This is a genomic window from Microbacterium sp. GCM10027623, from assembly GCF_042666935.1.
Classification (GTDB): domain Bacteria; phylum Actinomycetota; class Actinomycetes; order Actinomycetales; family Microbacteriaceae; genus Microbacterium.
In genome coordinates this window covers 66,294-84,738 of the sequence record NZ_JBHTHE010000002.1, presented here as the reverse complement: position 1 = coordinate 84,738, position 18,445 = coordinate 66,294, and the positions used below count along the sequence as shown (strand labels likewise).

Annotated in this window: 17 protein-coding genes; 11 read left to right on the top strand and 6 right to left on the bottom strand. The window is 70.1% G+C overall.

Annotated elements, in window-relative coordinates; translation table 11 throughout:
• The first annotated feature begins 37 nt into the window (after positions 1-37).
• Entirely contained in the window at positions 38-220 is a 183-nt protein-coding gene (locus ACFQY2_RS07630; protein ID WP_378745136.1) for a PspC domain-containing protein, read from the top strand.
• Between the two features lie 9 nt (positions 221-229).
• Here the strand turns inward: ACFQY2_RS07630 and ACFQY2_RS07625 are convergent, their stop codons facing one another.
• Complete coding sequence (locus ACFQY2_RS07625; RefSeq protein WP_378745135.1) at positions 230-844, bottom strand: hypothetical protein; 615 nt, start codon at positions 842-844, stop codon at positions 230-232.
• Between the two features lie 82 nt (positions 845-926).
• Here ACFQY2_RS07625 and ACFQY2_RS07620 point away from each other — a divergent pair, with 82 nt between their 5' ends.
• From ACFQY2_RS07620 to ACFQY2_RS07605, 4 genes are all read left to right on the top strand, one after another.
• Positions 927-5,558 (top strand): ATP-dependent helicase, encoded by a 4,632-nt coding sequence (locus ACFQY2_RS07620; protein ID WP_378745134.1) that lies wholly within the window; start codon positions 927-929, stop codon positions 5,556-5,558.
• 11 nt (positions 5,559-5,569) lie between these two features.
• Complete coding sequence (locus ACFQY2_RS07615; protein ID WP_378745133.1) at positions 5,570-6,325, top strand: EI24 domain-containing protein; 756 nt, start codon at positions 5,570-5,572, stop codon at positions 6,323-6,325.
• Positions 6,318-7,091, top strand: a complete 774-nt coding sequence (locus tag ACFQY2_RS07610) for a DNA-formamidopyrimidine glycosylase family protein (protein WP_378745132.1) — start codon at positions 6,318-6,320, stop codon at positions 7,089-7,091. Before ACFQY2_RS07615 ends, ACFQY2_RS07610 begins: the two co-directional genes overlap by 8 nt.
• A gap of 148 nt (positions 7,092-7,239) precedes the next feature.
• A complete protein-coding gene (locus ACFQY2_RS07605; protein ID WP_378745131.1) occupies positions 7,240-7,647 on the top strand; it encodes a transferase in 408 nt (135 codons plus the stop codon).
• Between the two features lie 34 nt (positions 7,648-7,681).
• On the opposite strand, the gene ACFQY2_RS07600 is transcribed toward ACFQY2_RS07605, so the two are convergent.
• Both ACFQY2_RS07600 and ACFQY2_RS07595 read right to left on the bottom strand, forming a co-directional pair.
• Positions 7,682-8,341 (bottom strand): LuxR C-terminal-related transcriptional regulator, encoded by a 660-nt coding sequence (locus ACFQY2_RS07600; protein WP_378745130.1) that lies wholly within the window; start codon positions 8,339-8,341, stop codon positions 7,682-7,684.
• A complete protein-coding gene (locus ACFQY2_RS07595; RefSeq protein ID WP_378745129.1) occupies positions 8,338-9,495 on the bottom strand; it encodes a PspC domain-containing protein in 1,158 nt (385 codons plus the stop codon). The genes ACFQY2_RS07600 and ACFQY2_RS07595 overlap by 4 nt, the downstream gene beginning before the upstream one ends.
• A gap of 114 nt (positions 9,496-9,609) precedes the next feature.
• Between ACFQY2_RS07595 and ACFQY2_RS07590 the strand changes: the two genes are divergently transcribed.
• Positions 9,610-11,169, top strand: coding sequence for a PspC domain-containing protein (locus tag ACFQY2_RS07590; protein WP_378745128.1), 1,560 nt, complete (start codon positions 9,610-9,612; stop codon positions 11,167-11,169).
• On the top strand, positions 11,166-11,507 hold the full coding sequence (locus ACFQY2_RS07585; protein WP_378745127.1) for a hypothetical protein: 342 nt from the start codon (positions 11,166-11,168) through the stop codon (positions 11,505-11,507). The genes ACFQY2_RS07590 and ACFQY2_RS07585 overlap by 4 nt, the downstream gene beginning before the upstream one ends.
• Positions 11,508-11,581: 74 nt before the next feature.
• Here the strand turns inward: ACFQY2_RS07585 and ACFQY2_RS07580 are convergent, their stop codons facing one another.
• The gene (locus ACFQY2_RS07580; protein ID WP_378745126.1) at positions 11,582-11,977 is read right to left on the bottom strand and encodes a hypothetical protein; all 396 of its coding nucleotides are present in this window, start codon (positions 11,975-11,977) and stop codon (positions 11,582-11,584) included.
• Between the two features lie 121 nt (positions 11,978-12,098).
• Between ACFQY2_RS07580 and ACFQY2_RS07575 the strand changes: the two genes are divergently transcribed.
• Both ACFQY2_RS07575 and ACFQY2_RS07570 read left to right on the top strand, forming a co-directional pair.
• A complete protein-coding gene (locus ACFQY2_RS07575; protein ID WP_378745125.1) occupies positions 12,099-12,779 on the top strand; it encodes a helix-turn-helix transcriptional regulator in 681 nt (226 codons plus the stop codon).
• Positions 12,780-12,848: 69 nt separating this feature from the next.
• On the top strand, positions 12,849-13,580 hold the full coding sequence (locus ACFQY2_RS07570) for a LysR substrate-binding domain-containing protein (protein ID WP_378745124.1): 732 nt from the start codon (positions 12,849-12,851) through the stop codon (positions 13,578-13,580).
• Positions 13,581-13,658: 78 nt separating this feature from the next.
• On the opposite strand, the gene ACFQY2_RS07565 is transcribed toward ACFQY2_RS07570, so the two are convergent.
• Positions 13,659-16,196, bottom strand: coding sequence for an ATP-dependent Clp protease ATP-binding subunit (locus ACFQY2_RS07565; protein ID WP_378745123.1), 2,538 nt, complete (start codon positions 16,194-16,196; stop codon positions 13,659-13,661).
• A 100-nt stretch (positions 16,197-16,296) separates the two neighbouring features.
• Between ACFQY2_RS07565 and ACFQY2_RS07560 the strand changes: the two genes are divergently transcribed.
• On the top strand, positions 16,297-17,010 hold the full coding sequence (locus tag ACFQY2_RS07560; protein ID WP_378745122.1) for a GMP synthase: 714 nt from the start codon (positions 16,297-16,299) through the stop codon (positions 17,008-17,010).
• 37 nt (positions 17,011-17,047) lie between these two features.
• Here the strand turns inward: ACFQY2_RS07560 and ACFQY2_RS07555 are convergent, their stop codons facing one another.
• Positions 17,048-17,506, bottom strand: a complete 459-nt coding sequence (locus ACFQY2_RS07555) for a glutaminase (RefSeq protein WP_378745121.1) — start codon at positions 17,504-17,506, stop codon at positions 17,048-17,050.
• A gap of 74 nt (positions 17,507-17,580) precedes the next feature.
• On the opposite strand from ACFQY2_RS07555, the gene purU reads away from it, so the two are divergent.
• Complete coding sequence (purU, locus tag ACFQY2_RS07550; protein WP_378745120.1) at positions 17,581-18,444, top strand: formyltetrahydrofolate deformylase; 864 nt, start codon at positions 17,581-17,583, stop codon at positions 18,442-18,444.
• Position 18,445: the final 1 nt, after the last annotated feature.

Below are 18,445 nucleotides of genomic sequence, written 5' to 3'. Positions count from 1 at the left end.
GGTCGTGTCGCACGATCCGGCGGGGCAGGATGGAGGGATGAATCCTCTCGTTCGGCCCCGCCAGGACCGTGTGATCGCCGGCGTCTGCGCCGCCGTCGCACGACGCTTCGACATCAGCCCCACGACCGTGCGCGTCGTCACGGTGCTCGCAGTCCTCTTCGCCGGGCTGTCGATCTGGGCCTACATCCTGCTCTGGATCATCGTCCCGAACGAGTATTGACGGCCGGCATCACGTGAGCCGGCCGAGCCACGGGTGGGCCGGGATCGTCCGCTCGAGCGCGTCGGCGAGCCAGGACCGACGGTGGTCGTCGAGGAACGGCAGAGTGGCGTCGAAGTCGGCCTGATCCTTCGCGCGCAGGCCCTTCGCCTTGTAGAGCAGCTGGATCTCGGGCTGCAGATAGCGGATGCCGTCGCGTTCCCAGAGCGCCTCGACCATCGGCATCCGGATGCCGGTGTCCCGCTTGTACTGCCACTCGTCCGGGTCGCCGGGGCCGAGCAGGATGTCGTACTCCCACGCATCGGCGGCGCTGCGCCGGGACCAGAGCTGGCCGCATCCGTCCGGCAGGTCGGCGGGGTCGTCGGATGCCACCGGCTTCAGCGCACCGCTGAAAGCCGCCCAGAGGTCCAGTCGTCCTCGCGCGTGCGCGCGGATCAGCGGGAGCTGGGCGCGCAGGATGCCGGGATCGATGTCCTCATGATGACGTTCGACGCCCGTGAACGCCTGCAAGGCCCACCCACCGGCGATCCACCAGATGCCGGGGTAACCGTCGAAGAAGTCACGGACGTCGTGCGGGGTGCGCGGCGTCCATTCTCCGTAGAGGCGGGGGAACTCGGCATCGTCCATCCCGTCACGCTATCGCGCGGGCCCGATGCGCCGAGCGGGAACCGGCGAACCGGATGTCGGCGGCCTGCCGCATGATGGAGGGGTGCCGGATGTGCTCGAGCGCTTCACTCCCGCGACCCAGGACTGGTTCCGCGGGGCGTTCGATGCGCCCACCCCCGCGCAGGTCGGAGCCTGGGAGGCGATCTCCGACGATCGCAACGCCCTCGTCGTCGCACCGACCGGGTCGGGCAAGACACTGTCCGCGTTCCTGTGGGCGATCGACAGCACTTTCCGGGAGAAGATCACCGGCGCGGACGAACCGGGCACCCGCGTCCTCTACATCTCACCGCTGAAGGCGCTCGGCGTCGACGTCGAGCGCAACCTGCGCTCGCCCCTGATCGGCATCGGGCAATCCGCTCACCGCTTGGGACTGCCGGTGCCCCCGGTGACCGTCGGGGTGCGCTCGGGCGACACCACGGCGAGCGACAGGCGCAAGCTCGTGAGCGAGCCTCCCGACATCCTCATCACCACGCCCGAGTCGCTCTATCTGATGCTCACCAGCCGTGCCGGTGAGACGCTGCGCGGCGTGCACACGGTGATCATCGACGAGGTCCACGCGGTCGCCGCGACCAAGCGCGGTGCGCACCTCGCCGTGAGCCTCGAGCGGCTGGACGCCTTGCGCACGGCGCGCGGGGCCGAGCGGCCGGCCCAGCGCATCGGTCTGTCGGCGACCGTGCGCCCGATCGATGAGGTCGCCCGCTTCCTGGGCGGTTCGGCGCCGGTCGACATCGTGGCGCCGCGCGCGGTGAAGACGTTCGAGCTGGGCGTCGTCGTGCCCATCGATGACATGCGGAACCCTCCCCCGCCGCCGGGCGCTTCGGCAGTCGATCCCGGAGAGCCTGCGGAGTACACGGAGGTCACCGGCTCCGTGTGGCCGCATGTCGAGGAGGCGATCGTCGACAAGGTCCTCGAGAACCGCTCGACGATCGTGTTCGCGAATTCCCGCCGGCTGGCTGAGCGGCTCACCGGCCGACTGAACGAGATCTACGCCGAGCGGATCGGGGTCACGCTGCCCGATTCCGCGGCGCTGCCGGCCGCACGGGCCCCCGCAGCAGAGGCTTCGGGAGGCACGAGTGCGCCGGCTGGAGGGTCGGTCGGGGCGGCGCAGGCCGGTGCGACCGCGGGAGCCGACCCGGTGCTCGCGAAGGCGCACCACGGTTCGGTCTCCAAGGAACAGCGCGCGATCGTCGAGGAGGAGCTGAAGTCCGGGGTGCTGCGCTGTGTGGTGGCCACCAGCAGCCTGGAGCTCGGCATCGACATGGGCGCCGTCGACCTCGTCATCCAGGTGGAGGCGCCGCCCTCGGCGGCCTCCGGCCTGCAGCGCGTCGGCCGTGCCGGTCACCAGGTCGGCGAGATCAGCAGGGCGTCGCTGTTCCCGAAGCACCGCGGCGATGTGCTGCACACCGCGATCGTCACCGAGCGGATGCTGAAGGGTCAGATCGAGGCGATCAGCGTGCCGCGGAACCCGCTCGACATCCTCGCGCAGCAGACCGTCGCCGCCTGTGCGCTCGAAGCGATCTCGGTCGAGGAGTGGTACGAGACGGTGCGGCGCAGTGCCCCCTTCCAGACTCTGCCGCGCTCCGCGTACGAGGCGACCCTCGACCTCCTGGCGGGCAAGTACCCGTCGGACGAGTTCGCCGAGTTGCGTCCTCGGGTGGTGTGGGATCGGGATGCCGGAACGCTCACCGGCCGTCCGGGCGCACAGCGCATCGCCGTCACCAGCGGTGGGACCATCCCGGATCGCGGCCTGTTCGGCGTCTTCGTCGCCGGGGAGTCCACCGGCGCAAGGGTCGGCGAGCTGGACGAGGAGATGGTCTACGAGTCGCGGGTGGGCGACGTGTTCACGCTCGGCACGACGAGCTGGCGGATCGCGGAGATCACCCACGACCGCGTGAACGTGATCCCCGCGTACGGCCAGCCGGGAAAGGTGCCGTTCTGGCACGGCGACGGCATCGGCCGCCCCTTCGAGCTCGGCGAGGCGCTCGGGCGCTTCTCGCGTGAAGTGTCCACGGCCGGCGCTGCCAAGGCGCAGCAGCGGCTGATCGAGGCGGGTCTCGACGAGCGGGCGCGCGACAACCTGATGGGGTACCTGACCGAACAGCGCGAGGCGACGGGCACGCTGCCGACCGATCGGACGCTGACCGTCGAGCGCGGTCACGACGAGGTCGGCGACTGGCGCGTCATCCTGCATTCGCCGTACGGCATGAAGGTGCATGCGCCCTGGGCGCTGGCGATCAACGCGCGGATCCGCGAGCGCCTGGGCGTCGAGGGATCCGCCGTCGCCAGCGACGACGGCATCATCGTGCGCATCCCGGACGCGGACGCCGAACCGCCCGGCGCTGATCTGTTCGTGTTCGACGCCGACGAGCTGGAGCAGATCGTCACGGCCGAGGTCGGCGGGTCGGCACTGTTCGCCTCCCGCTTTCGGGAGTGCGCGGCACGCGCCCTGCTGATGCCGCGGATGAACCCGAACAAGCGCACACCGCTGTGGCAGCAGCGACAGCGGTCAGCCCAGCTGCTGGAGGTCGCCAGGCGTCATCCGACGTTCCCCGTCATCCTGGAGACCCTGCGCGAGGTGCTGCAGGACGTCTACGACCTGCCGTCGCTGCGGCGGCTCATCACGGACGTCTCCGAGCGGCGCATCCGCCTGGTCGAGACCGAACCCGCCCAGCCCTCCCCGTACGCCCGCGATCTGCTGTTCGGCTACGTCGGGGCGTTCATGTACGAGGGCGACTCGCCCCTCGCCGAACGGCGCGCAGCGGCGCTCTCTGTCGATCCCTCGCTGCTCGGTGAGCTGCTCGGGACGGTCGAGATGCGCGAGCTGCTCGACCCGGATGTCATCGTGCAGTTCGAGCGCGAGGTGCAGCGTCTGGACCCGCAGCGGCGTGCGCGGGGGCTCGAGGGCGTCGCCGACCTGCTGCGCATGCTCGGCCCGATGGACGCGGGCGAGATCGCCGAGCGGCTGGAGGATGCGGAGGCACCGCACGCGGCGGCGCTGCTCGCCGACCTCGTCACCGCGCGCCGGGCCATCCCGGTCACGATCGCCGGTCACGCCCGGGTCGCCGTGATCGAGGATGCGGGGCGGCTGCGGGATGCACTCGGCGCGGCGCTGCCCACCGGCGTCCCCGTCGCGTTCCTGGAACCCGTCGCCGACCCGCTCGGCGACCTCGTCTCACGCCATGCCCGCACGCACGGCCCCTTCACGACGGATGCCGTCGCCGCCCGCTTCGGGATCGGCACGGCGGTCGCCAGGCACACGCTGCAGCGACTCGAGTCCGCAGGACGCCTGACCAGCGGGTACTTCCTGCCGGCGTCGGACGCCGACCCCACCGGGGCCAAGGAGTGGTGCGACGCCGAGGTGCTGCGCCGCCTGCGGATGCGGTCCCTCGCGGCGATCCGCGGCAGCGTGGAGCCGGTCGGTCCGCAGGCGTTCGCACGCTTCCTGCCGGACTGGCAGCACCTGACCCGGCCGCTCGAGGGGGTCGACGGGGTGCTGAGCGTCATCGAGCAGTTCGCGGGGGTCCCGATCCCGGCAAGCGCGTGGGAGTCGCTGGTGCTGCCCGGACGCGTCCGCGACTACGCGCCCGCACTTCTGGACGAGCTGACGGCGGCCGGCGAGGTCGTCTGGGCGGGTCACGGCGCGCTGCCGGGCAGGGACGGCTGGGTGTCACTGCATCCGTCCGATCTCGCGCCCTTCACGCTCCCGATTCCTGAGGAGTCCCCTGCGCCCGGTTCTCTCGAAGAGAGGGTCCTCGACACGCTGCGGCTCAGCGGCGCGTCGTTCGCCGGTGCGCTGAAGGCACTGACCTCCGCCGAGAACGAGCAGTCCGTGCTCGACGCCCTGTGGACGCTGACCTGGCAGGGGCACATCACCAACGACACGTTCTCACCGGTGCGGGCGCTGCTGGCGGGCGGATCGCAGGCGCACAAGACCACTCGGCGCGCACCCCGCACCCGCACGTACCGAGGGATCTCCCTGGCGCGGCCCGCGGCGCGTCCGTCGGCGACAGGACTCGGCGGGCGCTGGGCGGTGCTGCCCGACACGGACCCGGATGTCGCGCGTCGCGCGACGGTGACGGCGGGTCTGCTGCTCGACCGCTATGGGGTCGTGACCAGGGGCTCCGTGCAGGCCGAAGGTGTTCCAGGAGGCTTCGCCCAGACCTACCGCGTCCTCGCCGGGTTCGAGGATGCCGGGCATGCGCGGCGCGGCTACGTGATCGAGAGACTCGGGGCCGCCCAGTTCGCGGCCTCCACCACGGTCGACCGGCTGCGCACCTTCTCCGGACTCGCCGACCCCCCGCCGCGGCAGGCGATCACGCTCGCCGCGACCGACCCGGCGAACCCGTACGGTGCCGCGCTGGCCTGGCCGCGACTGGATGAGGTCTCACACCGGCCGGGCCGCAAGGCCGGCGGGCTGGTGGTGCTCGTCGACGGGGCGCTCGTCCTGTACCTGGAACGCGGGGGCCGCACCGTGCTCGCCTTCGACGACGATCCGGACACGCTGCGCGCTGCGGCATCCGACCTCGCCGCCACATCGCGGGCACGCCGACTGGAGACGCTCACCGTCGAGAAGATCAACGGCGCGGGCGTCTATGGCACGCCGTTCGCGCTCGCCCTGCAGGAGGCCGGCTTCGTCCCCACCCCGCGCGGCTACGCGTTGCGGAAAGCGACCTGAGGAGGCTGACGGTGATCAGCGAGTTCTTCACCGGCGTCCGGTTCCTCGGACGCGGCTTCGGATACTGGCGCACGCGCCCGGGGCTGATGGTCCTCGGACTCATCCCGGGCCTCATCGCACTGGCGCTGCTGATCGCGGCGCTCCTGCCCCTGCTCCTCTCCCTCGGCGCTCTCACCACATGGATGACGCCGTTCGCCGACGGCTGGGATCCGTTCTGGGCCACCGCACTGCGATCCGCGATGGGGCTCGTCATCGCGATCGGTGCCCTGGTGCTGGCGAGCGTGGTGTTCACAGCACTCACCCTGCTGATCGGCGACCCGTTCTACCAGCGCATCTGGCGTGCCGTCGAGAGGGACCTCGGCGGGCAGATCCCCGAGGGCGACGGCGGACTGCGGGTGGCACTCGGTGAGAGCGTGCGTCTGGTCGCGCTCGGTGTGCTCGTCGCGATCCTCGCCCTGCTGATCGGGATCATCCCGGTCGTCGGGGCCGTGCTCGCCACAGTGGTCGGCGTCCTGCTCACCGGACGTCTGCTGGCGCGTGAGCTCACCGGCCGGGCGTTCAACGCCCGGGACGTGCCCAGTGACATCCGCTCGCGGATGTTCGCCGCACGGCGCTCGCGTCTGCTGGGCTTCGGCATTGCGACGCAGCTGTGCTTCATGGTGCCGCTGGGCGCCGTGTTCATCATGCCCACGGCGGTCGCCGGTGCGACGCTGCTCGCACGCGACCTGCTCGATCAGCCGGCACCTGGCGGCGTCACCCATGCCTGAGGGGGACACCGTCTTCCAGACGACTCGGCGGCTCGACCAGGCGCTGCGGGGCCAGATCGTCACCCGGTTCGACCTGCGCGTCCCCCGCGCAGCCACCGTCGACCTCACGGGCCGACCCGTGCACGGGGTCGTTCCGCGCGGCAAGCACATCCTCATGCGCATCGGCGATCGGACTCTGCATTCTCATCTGCGCATGGATGGCGCGTGGCGCCTCTACCGTCCGGGCGAGAAATGGCGGCACCCGGCGTTCAGGGTGCGCGCGATCGTCGGCACGGCGATGAGGGAGGCCGTCGGCATCGACCTCGCCGAGGTGAAGGTCGTCGCCACCCGCGATGAGGAGGAGCTGGTCGGGCATCTCGGCCCGGATCCGCTCTCCGACGATTGGGACGCCACGGAAGCCCTCCGCCGGCTCAGCGCCGACACCCGCAGTGTCCATGTCGCCCTCCTCGATCAGCGCAACGTGGCCGGGTTCGGCAACGAGTACGCCGCAGAACTGCTGTTCCTGCGCGGAGTCCTGCCCGAGACTCCCGCCGCGGACGTCGATCTGGAGGCCCTCATCACCCTCGGGGTGCGCACGATCCGCGCCAACCGCGACCGCGTCGACCGGACCTTCACCGGCGACGCCCGCCGCGGCTTCACGGACTGGGTGTACGGACGGGCGAACCGCCCCTGCCGCCGGTGCGGAACCCTGATCCGCCGGGGCGAACTGGGCGCTGATCCGACCCGCAAGCGCATCACCTTCTGGTGCCCGAACTGTCAGCGCTGACCGCGAGTCGGTTGCGCCAGCACCTGCGCTCGCGAGGCGGCTGCGCCTGCACGGACCGGTCCGCGGCGGGGTCATCCCGTCTGGGGAATGAATTCGCGTGACTCGTGGTTGCACCTATATCCGGAAGTCTCCGGACACGGGAGGAAAAGTGGGTAAGAACTACATCGACATCGAGGACGACCGAGGCGAGACGCTGCGATATCGCAAGCACGTCAACGGTCGCGGTCTCGTCGCGCACGGCGCGAAGGTCAACCCGAAGGCGCTCATCGAAGCCGGGGCCTATGTCGAACCCGGGGCCAAGATCGGAGCCGGCGCGCGGATCGTGCGCGGCGCCTGGGTCGACTCGGATGCCGTGGTCGGCGAGAACGCCTACATCGACGCACACGCGCACATCGGACAAGGCGCCGTGATCGGAGCCGGCGCACACGTCGGTGTCCGCACCGATATCGGCGCTGGAGCGCGCATCGCCCGCGGGGCGCGGATCGGCGATGATGAGACCGTCGCCGCCGGACTCCGTATCGCCACCGACCCCAAGGGGCTCTGGCTGGCCGCCTGAACGCCGCTCGCAGTCCGAACGGAGCGCCGCCTGCTCAGAGCAGGCGGCGCTCCGATGCCCACGCCGTGAGCTCGTGGCGCGAGGAGAGCTGCAGCTTGCGCAGCACAGCGGACACGTGCGTCTCGACGGTCTTTATCGAGATGAACAGCTCGGTCGCGACCTCCTTGTAGGCGTAGCCGCGGGCGATGAGGCGCATGACCTCCTGCTCCCGGGCCGACAGCCGGTCGAGTTCGTCGTCCACCGCTGCGGTCTCCCCCGCCACGGCACCGAACGCGTCGAGCACGAACCCCGCGAGGCGGGGAGAGAAGACCGCATCACCGCCTGCCACCGCGTGCACGGCCTGCGAGACCTCGATGCCCGAGGATCCCTTGGTGATGTACCCGCGGGCGCCCGCACGGATCACGCGGACGACATCCTCCGCGGCATCCGACACGCTCAGCGCGAGGAAACGCGCCGTGGTGGGGGCGCTGCCGCGGATGACGGACTCGCCGCCGGTCTCATCCCCGCCGGGGCCACCGGGCAGATGCACGTCCAGGAGCACGACGTCCGGCGCGGTCTCGCGGACGGTCGCGATCGCGGAGGCGACGTCCGCGGCCTCGCCGACCACGTCGACGGTGTCGTCGAGATCGGCGCGCAGCCCGGAGCGGAAGATCGAGTGATCGTCGACGATCACCACACGGATGCCATCGCTCATGCGTCCTCCGTCGCCCTGGTGTGCGTGCCCGCGATCTGCAGGTGCACCTCGGTCCCGCCGTGATCGCTGCGCAGCCGCGCCGACCCGCCGACGCGCCGCATCCGTCCGATGATCGACTGCCGCACGCCCAGGCGGTCGTCGGGCACATCGTCGAGGGTGAAGCCCGCTCCCCGGTCGCGGATGAACACGTCCACACCGGTCGCGGCTCCCTCGATGTACACCGAGATCTCGCCCCCGGCGTGTCGTGCGGCGTTGAGCATCGCCTCCCGGGCGGCGGCCGCCAGCTCCCCGCTGGCTCGCTCGGTCGACAGCCCGGCGGAGACCACGTCGATGCGCACGGGGTAGTCCAGCTCGAGCGCACCCGCGTAATCGCGCAGGTCGGTGGCCAGGTCGCTGTCAGCGGGTGCGTCGCCGTCGTACAGCCAGGCCCGCAGCTCGCGTTCCTGCGCGCGGGCCAGGCGAGCGGCTTCGCTGGAGGCACCGGCGCGGTTCTGGATCAGTGCGAGAGTCTGCAGCACCGAGTCATGCAGGTGCGCAGCCATCTCGCTGCGCTGCTCCTCGCGGATGCGGCGGATGCGCTCCCCGGCGAGTTCTCGCCAGCGGTGGATGAGCGACGAGGCGAACATGGCCAGCAGGCCCGCGAACGGCACCAGCAGCAGGACCGAATTCAGCGGCCTCACCAGCACCGCGATGAGCAGGATCAGGATCAGCACGACGGCCAGGGCGCGCACGACGATCGCGTGCCGAGGCCCTCGTGAAGTGTCGTCGCGGTCGACGAGGTCTGCCCAGAGTGCGGCACCGACCAGCAGAGGCACCAGCATGACCAGGAGTCCGAAGTCGAAGACCAGCACGATCAGCTCCAGCACCCCTCCCGCGACCAGCAGGATCCAGGCCACGGGCGCGCGCCTCGACGGCGCGCTCTCGCCCTGTTCCCACGGCGTGAACGTCCAGCACCAGAGATAGAGCAGGATGCCGGCTCCGCCCAGCACGGTGAGCGCGAGGAACATCGCCCGGACCAGCCAGACCCGCGCGCCGAGGTGCCGGGCCAAGCCCGCCGCTGTGCCGGAGATCAGGCACTCCCGTACCCGCGTCAGCTCCGGCCGAGGGGGGTCCGGACTCGGACGCGGCGGAGAATGCAGGACGGAAGAGGACATGACGCCATCCAATCACCCGCCCGCGCGAGTCGGCGGGTCTGGAGAGCAGGATCAGGGTCGAATCAGGGGATCACCCCATGGCGGCGTCCTCCCCTCGGCCGTCAGGATCGGAACATGAGCTTTCCGAGTGCCCCGCCACCGTTCGAGACAGAACACCCCGCACCAACCCGACCTTCTGATCGCTTCTTCGCGTGGGTCGCCGGACTCGGCATCGCCCGTTCCGATGGCTGGATCGGCGGCGTCGCCGCCGGTATCGCCGCTCGACTGCGCATCGACCCGCTGATCGTGCGGGGTGTGCTGGTGGTCGCGACGCTGTTCGGCCTGCCGATGATCTTCCTCTACGCGGTGGCGTGGGCCCTGCTGCCGGATCCTGAAGGACGCATCCACCTGCGCGAGCTGCTGCGCGGTCGGTTCGAACCGGCGCAGCTGGGTATCCTCGCCGGCCTCCTGGTCGGGATGCTGACGGTCGCACCGCTCTCCGGCGCATTCCTCTTCGAACGTCTCTTCAGCCCTTACACGTACGAGTATGCGGTCAGCGGCTTCGGCGTCTTCCTGTTCATCGTCGGGCTGGCGCTGGTCGGCATCCTGCTCGTCCTGATCGTGCGGGCTGCGCGCCGCACTGCGGGGGGTGACGCGCCTCCAACGGCTTCCGAGGCTCAGACTCCCCGTCTCTCCGCTCCGGTCGGCTCTTCGGGAGCCGCCGTCGATGCGGAGAGCCGAACGGGGGATGCCGGCTCGGGGGGTGCGCCGCCGGCATCCTCCCTCGTGCCCGAGCCTGCGCCGGCGGATGCCGAAGCGCTGGAGGCCTGGCGTGCGCAGCACGCGGCCTGGCAGCAGCAGGATCAGGCCTGGCGGCATCAGCAGCAGGATGCCGAGAAAGCGGCGCGCGACCAGGCACGCGCCGAGCGGCAGGCGACCGCCGCCGCCTTCGCAGCAGAGGCGGCCGAGCGACGGCGCATCAGTCGTGTCTCGAACCCGCGCGCGAGCGTGGCCTACATCGCGACCGTGATCGGAGTGGCCCTCGTGGCCGCGACAGCGGTCTGGCTCTGGTCGCAGGATCCGGATGCCGCGACCGCGGGCATGGCGCTGTTCACGGCCGCGCTCGTGCTGGCTTTCGGCATGATCGTCGCCGGGGTCGCCCGTAGGCGCAGCGGATTCCTGGCCTTCCTCACTGCGGCGACGCTGGCGGCGGGTCTGCTCACGGGCGGGGTCGCGTCGCTCGGGAACGTGAGGTTCGGGGAGGCCAGCATCTCCAACCTCGGGGGCGGCACTGTGCGGCAGCCGTTCGGGAACACAGGGATCGTTCTGCAGAACCTGCAGGACCGTTCGTCTCACCCGATCGACCTTCACAAGGGCACCGGATACACGGAGATCTACGTCAGCGAAGGCGTGGAACTCCGGCTCAGCGCGACCGTGGGGGACGTGCGCGTGGATTGGAGCCGGATGGACACCGACACCGAGGGAAACTCCGTCGGCAGCACCACTGACGTGTTCACCGGGCAGCACCGGACCGGCGAACGCACCGTGTACCGGGAGACGGTGTCCTCACCGTGGAATCCCGGCACGCCCGGCGCGACGCAGACCCTGACCGTCGTCCCCGTGACCATCGATCAGGAAACCGGGTGGATCAGGGTCGTCTATTCCGCTCCCGCCGACAAGGAGACCGAACAATGAGCACCGAGCCGAGCACTCCGCTGCCGAGCACATCCGAGCCGTCCGCGGGCGGCGTCACCATCCCGCCCGCGGACGCCGTTCCCACGGCATCCGCTCCCCCGCCGCGTACCCGCTGGGCGGCGATCGTGTGGGGCGTCTGCTTCGTCGCGATCGCGTGGTTGGGGATCGCGATGCTGAGCAGCCGGGGTCGTCAGGAGGACGTCGCCGATTGGCTTGCCGCGCTCACCCCCGGCACGATCACTGCGTTCCTTCTGCTGCTCATCGGCGTGCTGGTGCTGATCACCGGCGCGGTCGGCCTGATCCGCCGCGGGCAGAGACGCGGTTCAGCCGCACGCTGAGTGCACGAGAAGGCGGAGGTCAGAGCATCTGGACCACCGCCTTCGCACTCCGCGTCCAGCGCGGGTGTCTGCGTTCAGCTTCGGCTCCGCAACCACCCGTACCCCCGCCCTGCAGCGAGGAACGACAATGCCAGCGCTGCGACGAGCAGCCCGAGATCACGCAGGGCGACGTCGAGGTAGCCGCCGACACCGACCAGGCTCACGATGATCCCGAGCAGCCAGACCGCGACGACGAGTCCGCCCAGCCTCGGCAGGAAGGCCACAAGGATGCCGGCGATGATCTCGACGACCCCCACGATGGCCATCGCCGTGCGAGCTTCTCCCGGGATGAGGTCGTTCATCCAGGGCGCGAGATAGCGCTCCCAGTCGGACGTGAGGATCCTGACGAACTTGTCCAGTCCGAACAGGATCGGCGCGACGGTGAAAACCGTGCGCAGCAGTAGGAATGCGAGACGATCTCCGCTCTGCATCGACGCAGATCGCTCCTGACTCTGACCACCCATCTTCGGGCGTCCTTTCTAAAAGAAGTTACTATCGAAGATAGAAGCACCGCATTCTAAATGCAAGCCATTCTTCTTTTAGAAGGTCGTCATGGACATCACCGCACGAGTATCGAGCATCGGCAGCCTCGCCGACGACACCCGGCGAGCGCTGTACGAGCACATCGCGGCGCAGTCCGAGCCGGTCAGCAGAGACGCGGCAGCCGCCGCCGTCGGGATCGCGCCGCACATGGCCAGGTTCCATCTGGACAAGCTCGTCGACGCCGGACTGCTGGAGACGGAGTTCCGCCGACTGACCGGCCGTTCCGGACCCGGTGCAGGACGTCCCTCGAAGCTCTATCGGCGGGTGAGCGGGACCGTCTCCGTGTCGCTGCCCGAGCGCCGCTACGACCTCGTCGGGCATCTGCTGGCCGGCGCCATCGAGCGGGCATCAGACGGCACCGCTCTCGACACGGCGGTCACCGAGGTCGCTCATGAGGAGGGGCGGGCGATCGCAGAATCCGTCCCCGATCCCCACGCGGAGGCAGACGATCTGGACCGCGTGGCCGACGTTCTCGCCGCACAGGGCTTCGAGCCGCGCGCCGAGGACGACGCGCTGATCCTGGCGAACTGTCCGTTCGACTCTCTCGCCCGTGAGCACACGGCGCTGGTCTGCTCGGCGAATCTCGCCCTCGTCGGCGGAATCCTCGAGGGAATGGACTGCACCGATCTGCGCGCCTACGGCGAACCGCACGCCGGTCAGTGCTGCGTGGCCATCCGCTCGGCAGGCTGACCGCGCCCCCCGACCCCCGACAGGAGGAGAAGGGACGTCCCGAGACCCGGTCGCCATTACGCTGAGGCGATGAGGAATGACCGGCGACGCCCCGCACAACCGCGACCCGGTGCAGCCGCGCAGAAGGCGCAGAAGAGGGCCGCGCCCCGCAAAGCGGCGCAGAAGAAACCGGCGCTCGCGTCGACGCCGGCGGCCTCCACTGCTCCGGAGGAGGCCCGCACGCTGCGTCTCGGTCTGGTCCCCGGCACGACTCCGGGCAGATGGATCGATGCCTGGAAGCAGCGGATGCCGCATGTCGAGCTGGAACTCGTCCCGATCTCGTTCGCCGACCAGCGCGAGCGAATCGACGACCTCGATCTTGCCCTCGTCCGCCTGCCGATCGATCGCGCGAAGGATCTGCATGTGATCCCGCTCTACGACGAGGTGCCCGTGGTGGTGGCACCGGCTGACTCGTTCCTGATGGCGACCGACGGCCTCACCGTCGACGATCTGGTCGGTCAGGTGCTGATCACCCCCGGTGACGATGTGCTGGGTCCGTTGGATCTGCCCACGCTCGCGCCGAGCTTTCCGACGATCCCCACCACCGAGGACGCCGTGCAGACCGCCGCGTCGGGAGCGGGAATCCTGGTCGTTCCGATGTCGCTGGCCCGTCTGCACCACCGCAAGGATGCCGACTTCCGGCCGCTGCTGGGCGGGCGCACCTCCACGGTCGCATTGGCGTGGCCGATCGAGGCGACCACCTCCGACGTGGAAATGTTCGTGGGCATCGTGCGCGGCCGAACCGCCAACTCGTCGCGCTGAACGCCCGTCCACATGGCGCACCGTGCTGCTCGCACGCGTGCCGTCAGGCACATGACGCCATGTGGACGGGCTGTGGGGTCAGGCGGCGGATGCCAGCTGGACGCGGGCGTCGACACGGATGCCGTCGTCCACCACGTCCACTCGTACCGCACCGCCGTCGGTCAGCGCACCCGAGACGAGCAGGTCCGCGATGCGGTCGTCCACCTCACGCTGGATGAGCCGACGCAGCGGACGGGCACCGTATTCCGGCTCGTAGCCGTGCTCGCCGAGCCAGGCGACCGCGGCCTCTGTCACCTCGAAGCCGATCTCACGACCCGCCAGCCGCTTCGTCGTCGCCTGCAGCATGAGGCGCACGATCTGGCCGAGCTCCGCCTGACTGAGCTTCTGGAAGATGACGATCTCATCGATCCGGTTCAGGAACTCCGGCCGCATGGCCTCGCGCAGCTTGCCCATCACGCGGGCCCGCAGGTCCTCCTGCGAGGCGAAGCCCGAGGCGTCCTGCGAGGACACGAAGCCGAGCGCACCGGACCGCGACGCGAGGAACTCCGAACCGATGTTCGAGGTCATCACGATCACCGTGTTGCGGAAGTCGACCGTGCGCCCCTGACCGTCGGTCAGGCGTCCGTCGTCGAGCACCTGCAGCAGCAGGTTGAACACGTCGGGGTGCGCCTTCTCGATCTCGTCGAACAGCACGATCGAATACGGGTTGCGACGCACGCGCTCGGTGAGCTGGCCGGCCTCGTCGTAGCCGACGTATCCGGGAGGGGCACCGACCAGACGTGACACGGTGTGCCGCTCGCCGAACTCACTCATGTCGAAGCGGATCACGGCGGTCTCATCGTCGAACAGGCGGTCGGCGAGCGCCTTGGCGAGTTCGGTCTTCCCCACGCCGGTGGGTCCGAGGAACAGGAACGAGCCCACGGGACGGTTCGCGTCACCCATGCCGGTGCGGCTGCGGCGCACGGAGCGTGCCACGGCGGCCACGGCGTCGTCCTGCCCGATCACGCGAGCGTGGAGGTCGGCCTCCAGCTCACCGAGCCGCTCGCGCTCGCTCTCAGTGAGACGGCTGACCGGGATGCCGGTGGCGCGGGAGATCACCGCGGCGATCTGGGGCTCGTCGACCACGGCGGCCGCGCTCGTCGATGACGGCACGTCCACCTCATCGATCCGAGCCTGAACCCGCGTGATCTCATCACGGATGCGCGAGGCCTCCTCGTAGTGCTCGGCACTGACGGCGGCGTCCTTCTGCATCTCCAGGTCGGCGAGCTGCTCAGCCAGCGCCTCGATGTCGGTGACGAGCCCCAGCCGCAGGCGCAGCCGGGCACCGGCCTGATCGATCAGGTCGATCGCCTTGTCTGGCAGCACCCGGTCCGGAAGGTAGCGCGCGCTCAGCTCCACCGCGCTGCGGATCGCCGCGTCGGTGTAGGTGATCGCGTGGTGCTCCTCGTATGCGGGCTTCAGGCCACCGAGAATGCGCACGGCGTCCTCGATGGACGGCTCACCGACCTTGACCGGCTGGAAGCGGCGCTCGAGCGCCGGGTCCTTCTCGATGCGGCGGTACTCGTTCAGCGTCGTCGCGCCGACCAGGTGCAGTTCGCCGCGAGCCAGACGCGGCTTGAGGATATTGCCGGCGTCCATGCCGCCGCTGTCGCCCGAACCACCGGCACCGACCACCGTGTGCACCTCGTCGATGAAGACGATGATCTCGCCCTTGTGGGCGGCGATCTCGTCCATGGTCTTGGTCAGGCGCTCCTCGAAGTCGCCCCGGTAGCGCGCACCGGAGAGCATGGCGGGCAGGTCGAGTGCGATCACGCGCCGGTCCTTCAACTGAGCCGGCACGGTGTCGTCGACGATCGCGCGGGCCAGCCCCTCCACGATCGCCGTCTTGCCGACACCGGCCTCACCGATCAGCACCGGGTTGTTCTTGGTGCGGCGGCTGAGGATCTCGATCGTCTGCTCGATCTCGTCGGACCGGCCGATCACCGGGTCGAGCTCGCGGGCGCGGGCGCGGGCGGTGAGGTCGAGGCCGTACTGGTCGAGCAGGGGGGTCTCGGATGCGGTGGGCGCGGCCTCCTGCGCGGCGGCGCCCGCCGGGACCGGTTCGCGCAGGCCCTGCGTGAGCGCTTCGGCGGTGACGCCGGCGCGCGCGAGGATCTGTCCGGCCGGCACGTCCTGACCCAGCACGAGCGCGAAGAACAGGTGGTCGGGGTCGATATAGGTCGAGCCCGACGACCGGGCGACCTGGTAGGCGTGGAACAGCGCGCGCGATGCGCTGGGAGTCAATGTGGCAGCATTCACGTCGGCGACGCCGCGGTTCTGCGGCAGCCGGGCCTCGACGGCCGCGACGATCGCGTCCGGGGCGGCGCCGATGCGTTCGATGGCGGCGGAGACGTTGTCGTCCTCGACGATCGTCCGCAGGATGTGCAGCGCGTCGAGCTCCGTCTGACCGCGCTCGAGCGCGAAGCGGCCCGCGCTCTGCAGGATCTGCTGGGTGCGCGCGGTGAGGAACCGGCTGAGATCGATCGACCGACCCTGCCGCGCCTGCTCACCCGCGAGATAGCGGGCCAGGAACTCGTCGAACGAGCCCGGACCCACCTGGTTGAAGTCGTTGGGCATTTCGCTTCCTCTCAGACTTGAGTGCACTTCTATCAACTTCAACGTCACATGATGACGGGTATTCCCTGTGCTCGTCAAACCGGCCGAATAGACTCGTCGCATGTCCTCGGTGCTCTACGTCTGCGTGCGGCCGGAGCGCAGTGCGGCGGACGCCGAGCACCGCTCGTTCGCCCGCGATCTCGGCATCCGGCACCTGGATCGACTCGACCTGCTGCACGCGTCGCTGGAGACGGTCGAATGGGAGCAGTACGAGGGCTTCGCGATCGGCGGTTCGCCGTTCAACGTCACGGATCCCGACAAGTCCGAGGAGCAGCGCGCCGTCGAGCACGACCTCGAGCGGATAGCCGCTCGCGCGATGGAGGGCCGGGCGGCAGCCCTGTTCACCTGCTACGGCATCGGCGTGGTGACACGGATGCTGGGTGGGCAGGTGACGATGGAGCACCCCGAGCGCGTGCAGGCGGCGCGCATCCGGCTCACCGCGGCGGGGATGACCGATGCTCTGTTCGGGCCGAACGGAGCGGAGATGTCGGTGTTCACCGCTCACAAGGAGTCCGCCGCGTCGACACCGCCCGGTGCCGTGCTGCTGGCCACGAACGAGGCATGCCCGGTTCAGGCGTACCGTGCGGGCGAGCGGCTGTACGCCACGCAGTTCCACCCGGAGGCATCACCGCAGGACTTCGCCGACCGCATGGCGGTCTATCGGGCGTCCGGCTACTTCGACGCGGGCGAGTACGCCGCCACCGAGGAGATGGTTCTCTCCGCATCCGTCGACGGCGCGGATCTGCTCGGCAGGTTCCCCGGCCTGCTGTCCTGAGTCCGGCTTCGTCGCCTGTTCCCGTCAGCGCAGCGCATCAGTCCCGCAGCAGGGCGATCTTCTCGTCGAGGTATCCACGCAGGGGGATGATGCCGCCGCTCGGCGACCAGCGCACGCCCGGCTCGCCGTCGATCAGCGCGAGCGCGCCCGATGCCACTCCCGCATCGACTGCGTCGGCGTCGAGCTGCCGCCAGCCGACGTGCACGAGCTCGCCCTCCGCGAACCCGCCGCGCCGGGCCTGAGCACGCCGCTCGGCGCGGGCTCGTGCGGAATCCGCCGGGTACCCGCGGCGCACCTCCTCGGCGGCCCGCAGGATCTCGCCGGTCTCCAGCACCGCATCGTCCGTGAGCAGGAGCACTCCCAGATGCCAGGCCACTCCGGCGGGCACGATCCGATCCGCCCGCCAGCGCGACGAGCGCAGCAGTCCCAGCGCCTCTGGCGGAACGCCGGCCAGTCGACGGCGCGCATCGGCCAGCAGCGAGACGGTCGTGACCATGTCTCCAGGGTAACGATTCGTCTCCCCGGGCGGATGCGGGCAGAATCGAGGGAACGCCCAACCCAGGAGCATCCATGCCGCAGACCGACACCGCACGTCTTCTCATCGCCTGCGATGACCAGCCCGGCATCGTCGCGGCCGTCGCGGGGGTCCTGGCGTGGCACGGCGCGAACATCATCTCCCTCGACCAGCACTCCACCGACGAGGTCGGCGGTCGCTTCTTCCAGCGCACGGTGCTCCACTTGGACGGGCTCGCCGCAAAGCGGCCGGCTCTGGAGGCCTCTTTGGCGGAGGTCGCGGAGCGCTTCGCGATGGAGTGGTCGCTGCATGACACCGCCGCTCGCAAACGCGTGGCGATCTTCGTGTCGAAGTACGACCACTGCCTGATGGAGCTGCTGTGGCGCATGCAGCGCGGCGAGCTCGACATCGACGTGACCATGGTCGTCTCCAACCATCCCGACCTCGCAGCCGCCGTGCGCTCCTTCGGAGTGCCGTTCGTGCACGTGCCGCGCGGGGAGGGCCCCGATGCCAAGGCCGAGATGGAGGCCCGCCAGCTGGAACTGCTGCAGGGCAACGTCGACCTGGTGGTGCTCGCCCGCTACATGCAGATTCTCACCGATGACTTCATCGAGCGCATCGGAGCGCCGGTGATCAATATCCATCACTCCTTCCTCCCGGCGTTCATCGGAGCCAACCCGTACGCGCGGGCGAAGGACCGCGGCGTGAAACTGATCGGGGCCACCGCGCACTACGCGACGGCCGACCTCGATGAGGGCCCGATCATCGAGCAGGACGTCACGCGCGTGACCCACGCGGAGTCCGCCGCCGAGCTGCAGCGCCGCGGCGCCGACGTCGAGCGGTTCGTGCTGGCGCGTGCCGTGAAGTGGCACACCGAGGACCGCGTGATCGTGCACGGACGCTCCACCGTCATCCTCTAGC

Bases quoted from the DNA above. Each gene is read 5' to 3' on its own strand.
- ACFQY2_RS07630 (WP_378745136.1), top strand. From the start codon at position 38: ATGAATCCTCTCGTTCGGCCCCGCCAGGACCGTGTGATCGCCGGCGTC.
- ACFQY2_RS07625 (WP_378745135.1), bottom strand. From the start codon at position 844: ATGGACGATGCCGAGTTCCCCCGCCTCTACGGAGAATGGACGCCGCGC.
- ACFQY2_RS07610 (WP_378745132.1), top strand. From the start codon at position 6,318: ATGCCTGAGGGGGACACCGTCTTCCAGACGACTCGGCGGCTCGACCAG.
- ACFQY2_RS07600 (WP_378745130.1), bottom strand. From the start codon at position 8,341: ATGAGCGATGGCATCCGTGTGGTGATCGTCGACGATCACTCGATCTTC.
- ACFQY2_RS07595 (WP_378745129.1), bottom strand. From the start codon at position 9,495: ATGTCCTCTTCCGTCCTGCATTCTCCGCCGCGTCCGAGTCCGGACCCC.
- ACFQY2_RS07590 (WP_378745128.1), top strand. From the start codon at position 9,610: ATGAGCTTTCCGAGTGCCCCGCCACCGTTCGAGACAGAACACCCCGCA.
- ACFQY2_RS07585 (WP_378745127.1), top strand. From the start codon at position 11,166: ATGAGCACCGAGCCGAGCACTCCGCTGCCGAGCACATCCGAGCCGTCC.
- ACFQY2_RS07580 (WP_378745126.1), bottom strand. From the start codon at position 11,977: ATGCAGAGCGGAGATCGTCTCGCATTCCTACTGCTGCGCACGGTTTTC.
- ACFQY2_RS07575 (WP_378745125.1), top strand. From the start codon at position 12,099: ATGGACATCACCGCACGAGTATCGAGCATCGGCAGCCTCGCCGACGAC.
- ACFQY2_RS07570 (WP_378745124.1), top strand. From the start codon at position 12,849: ATGAGGAATGACCGGCGACGCCCCGCACAACCGCGACCCGGTGCAGCC.
- ACFQY2_RS07565 (WP_378745123.1), bottom strand. From the start codon at position 16,196: ATGCCCAACGACTTCAACCAGGTGGGTCCGGGCTCGTTCGACGAGTTC.
- ACFQY2_RS07560 (WP_378745122.1), top strand. From the start codon at position 16,297: ATGTCCTCGGTGCTCTACGTCTGCGTGCGGCCGGAGCGCAGTGCGGCG.
- ACFQY2_RS07555 (WP_378745121.1), bottom strand. From the start codon at position 17,506: ATGGTCACGACCGTCTCGCTGCTGGCCGATGCGCGCCGTCGACTGGCC.
- purU (WP_378745120.1), top strand. From the start codon at position 17,581: ATGCCGCAGACCGACACCGCACGTCTTCTCATCGCCTGCGATGACCAG.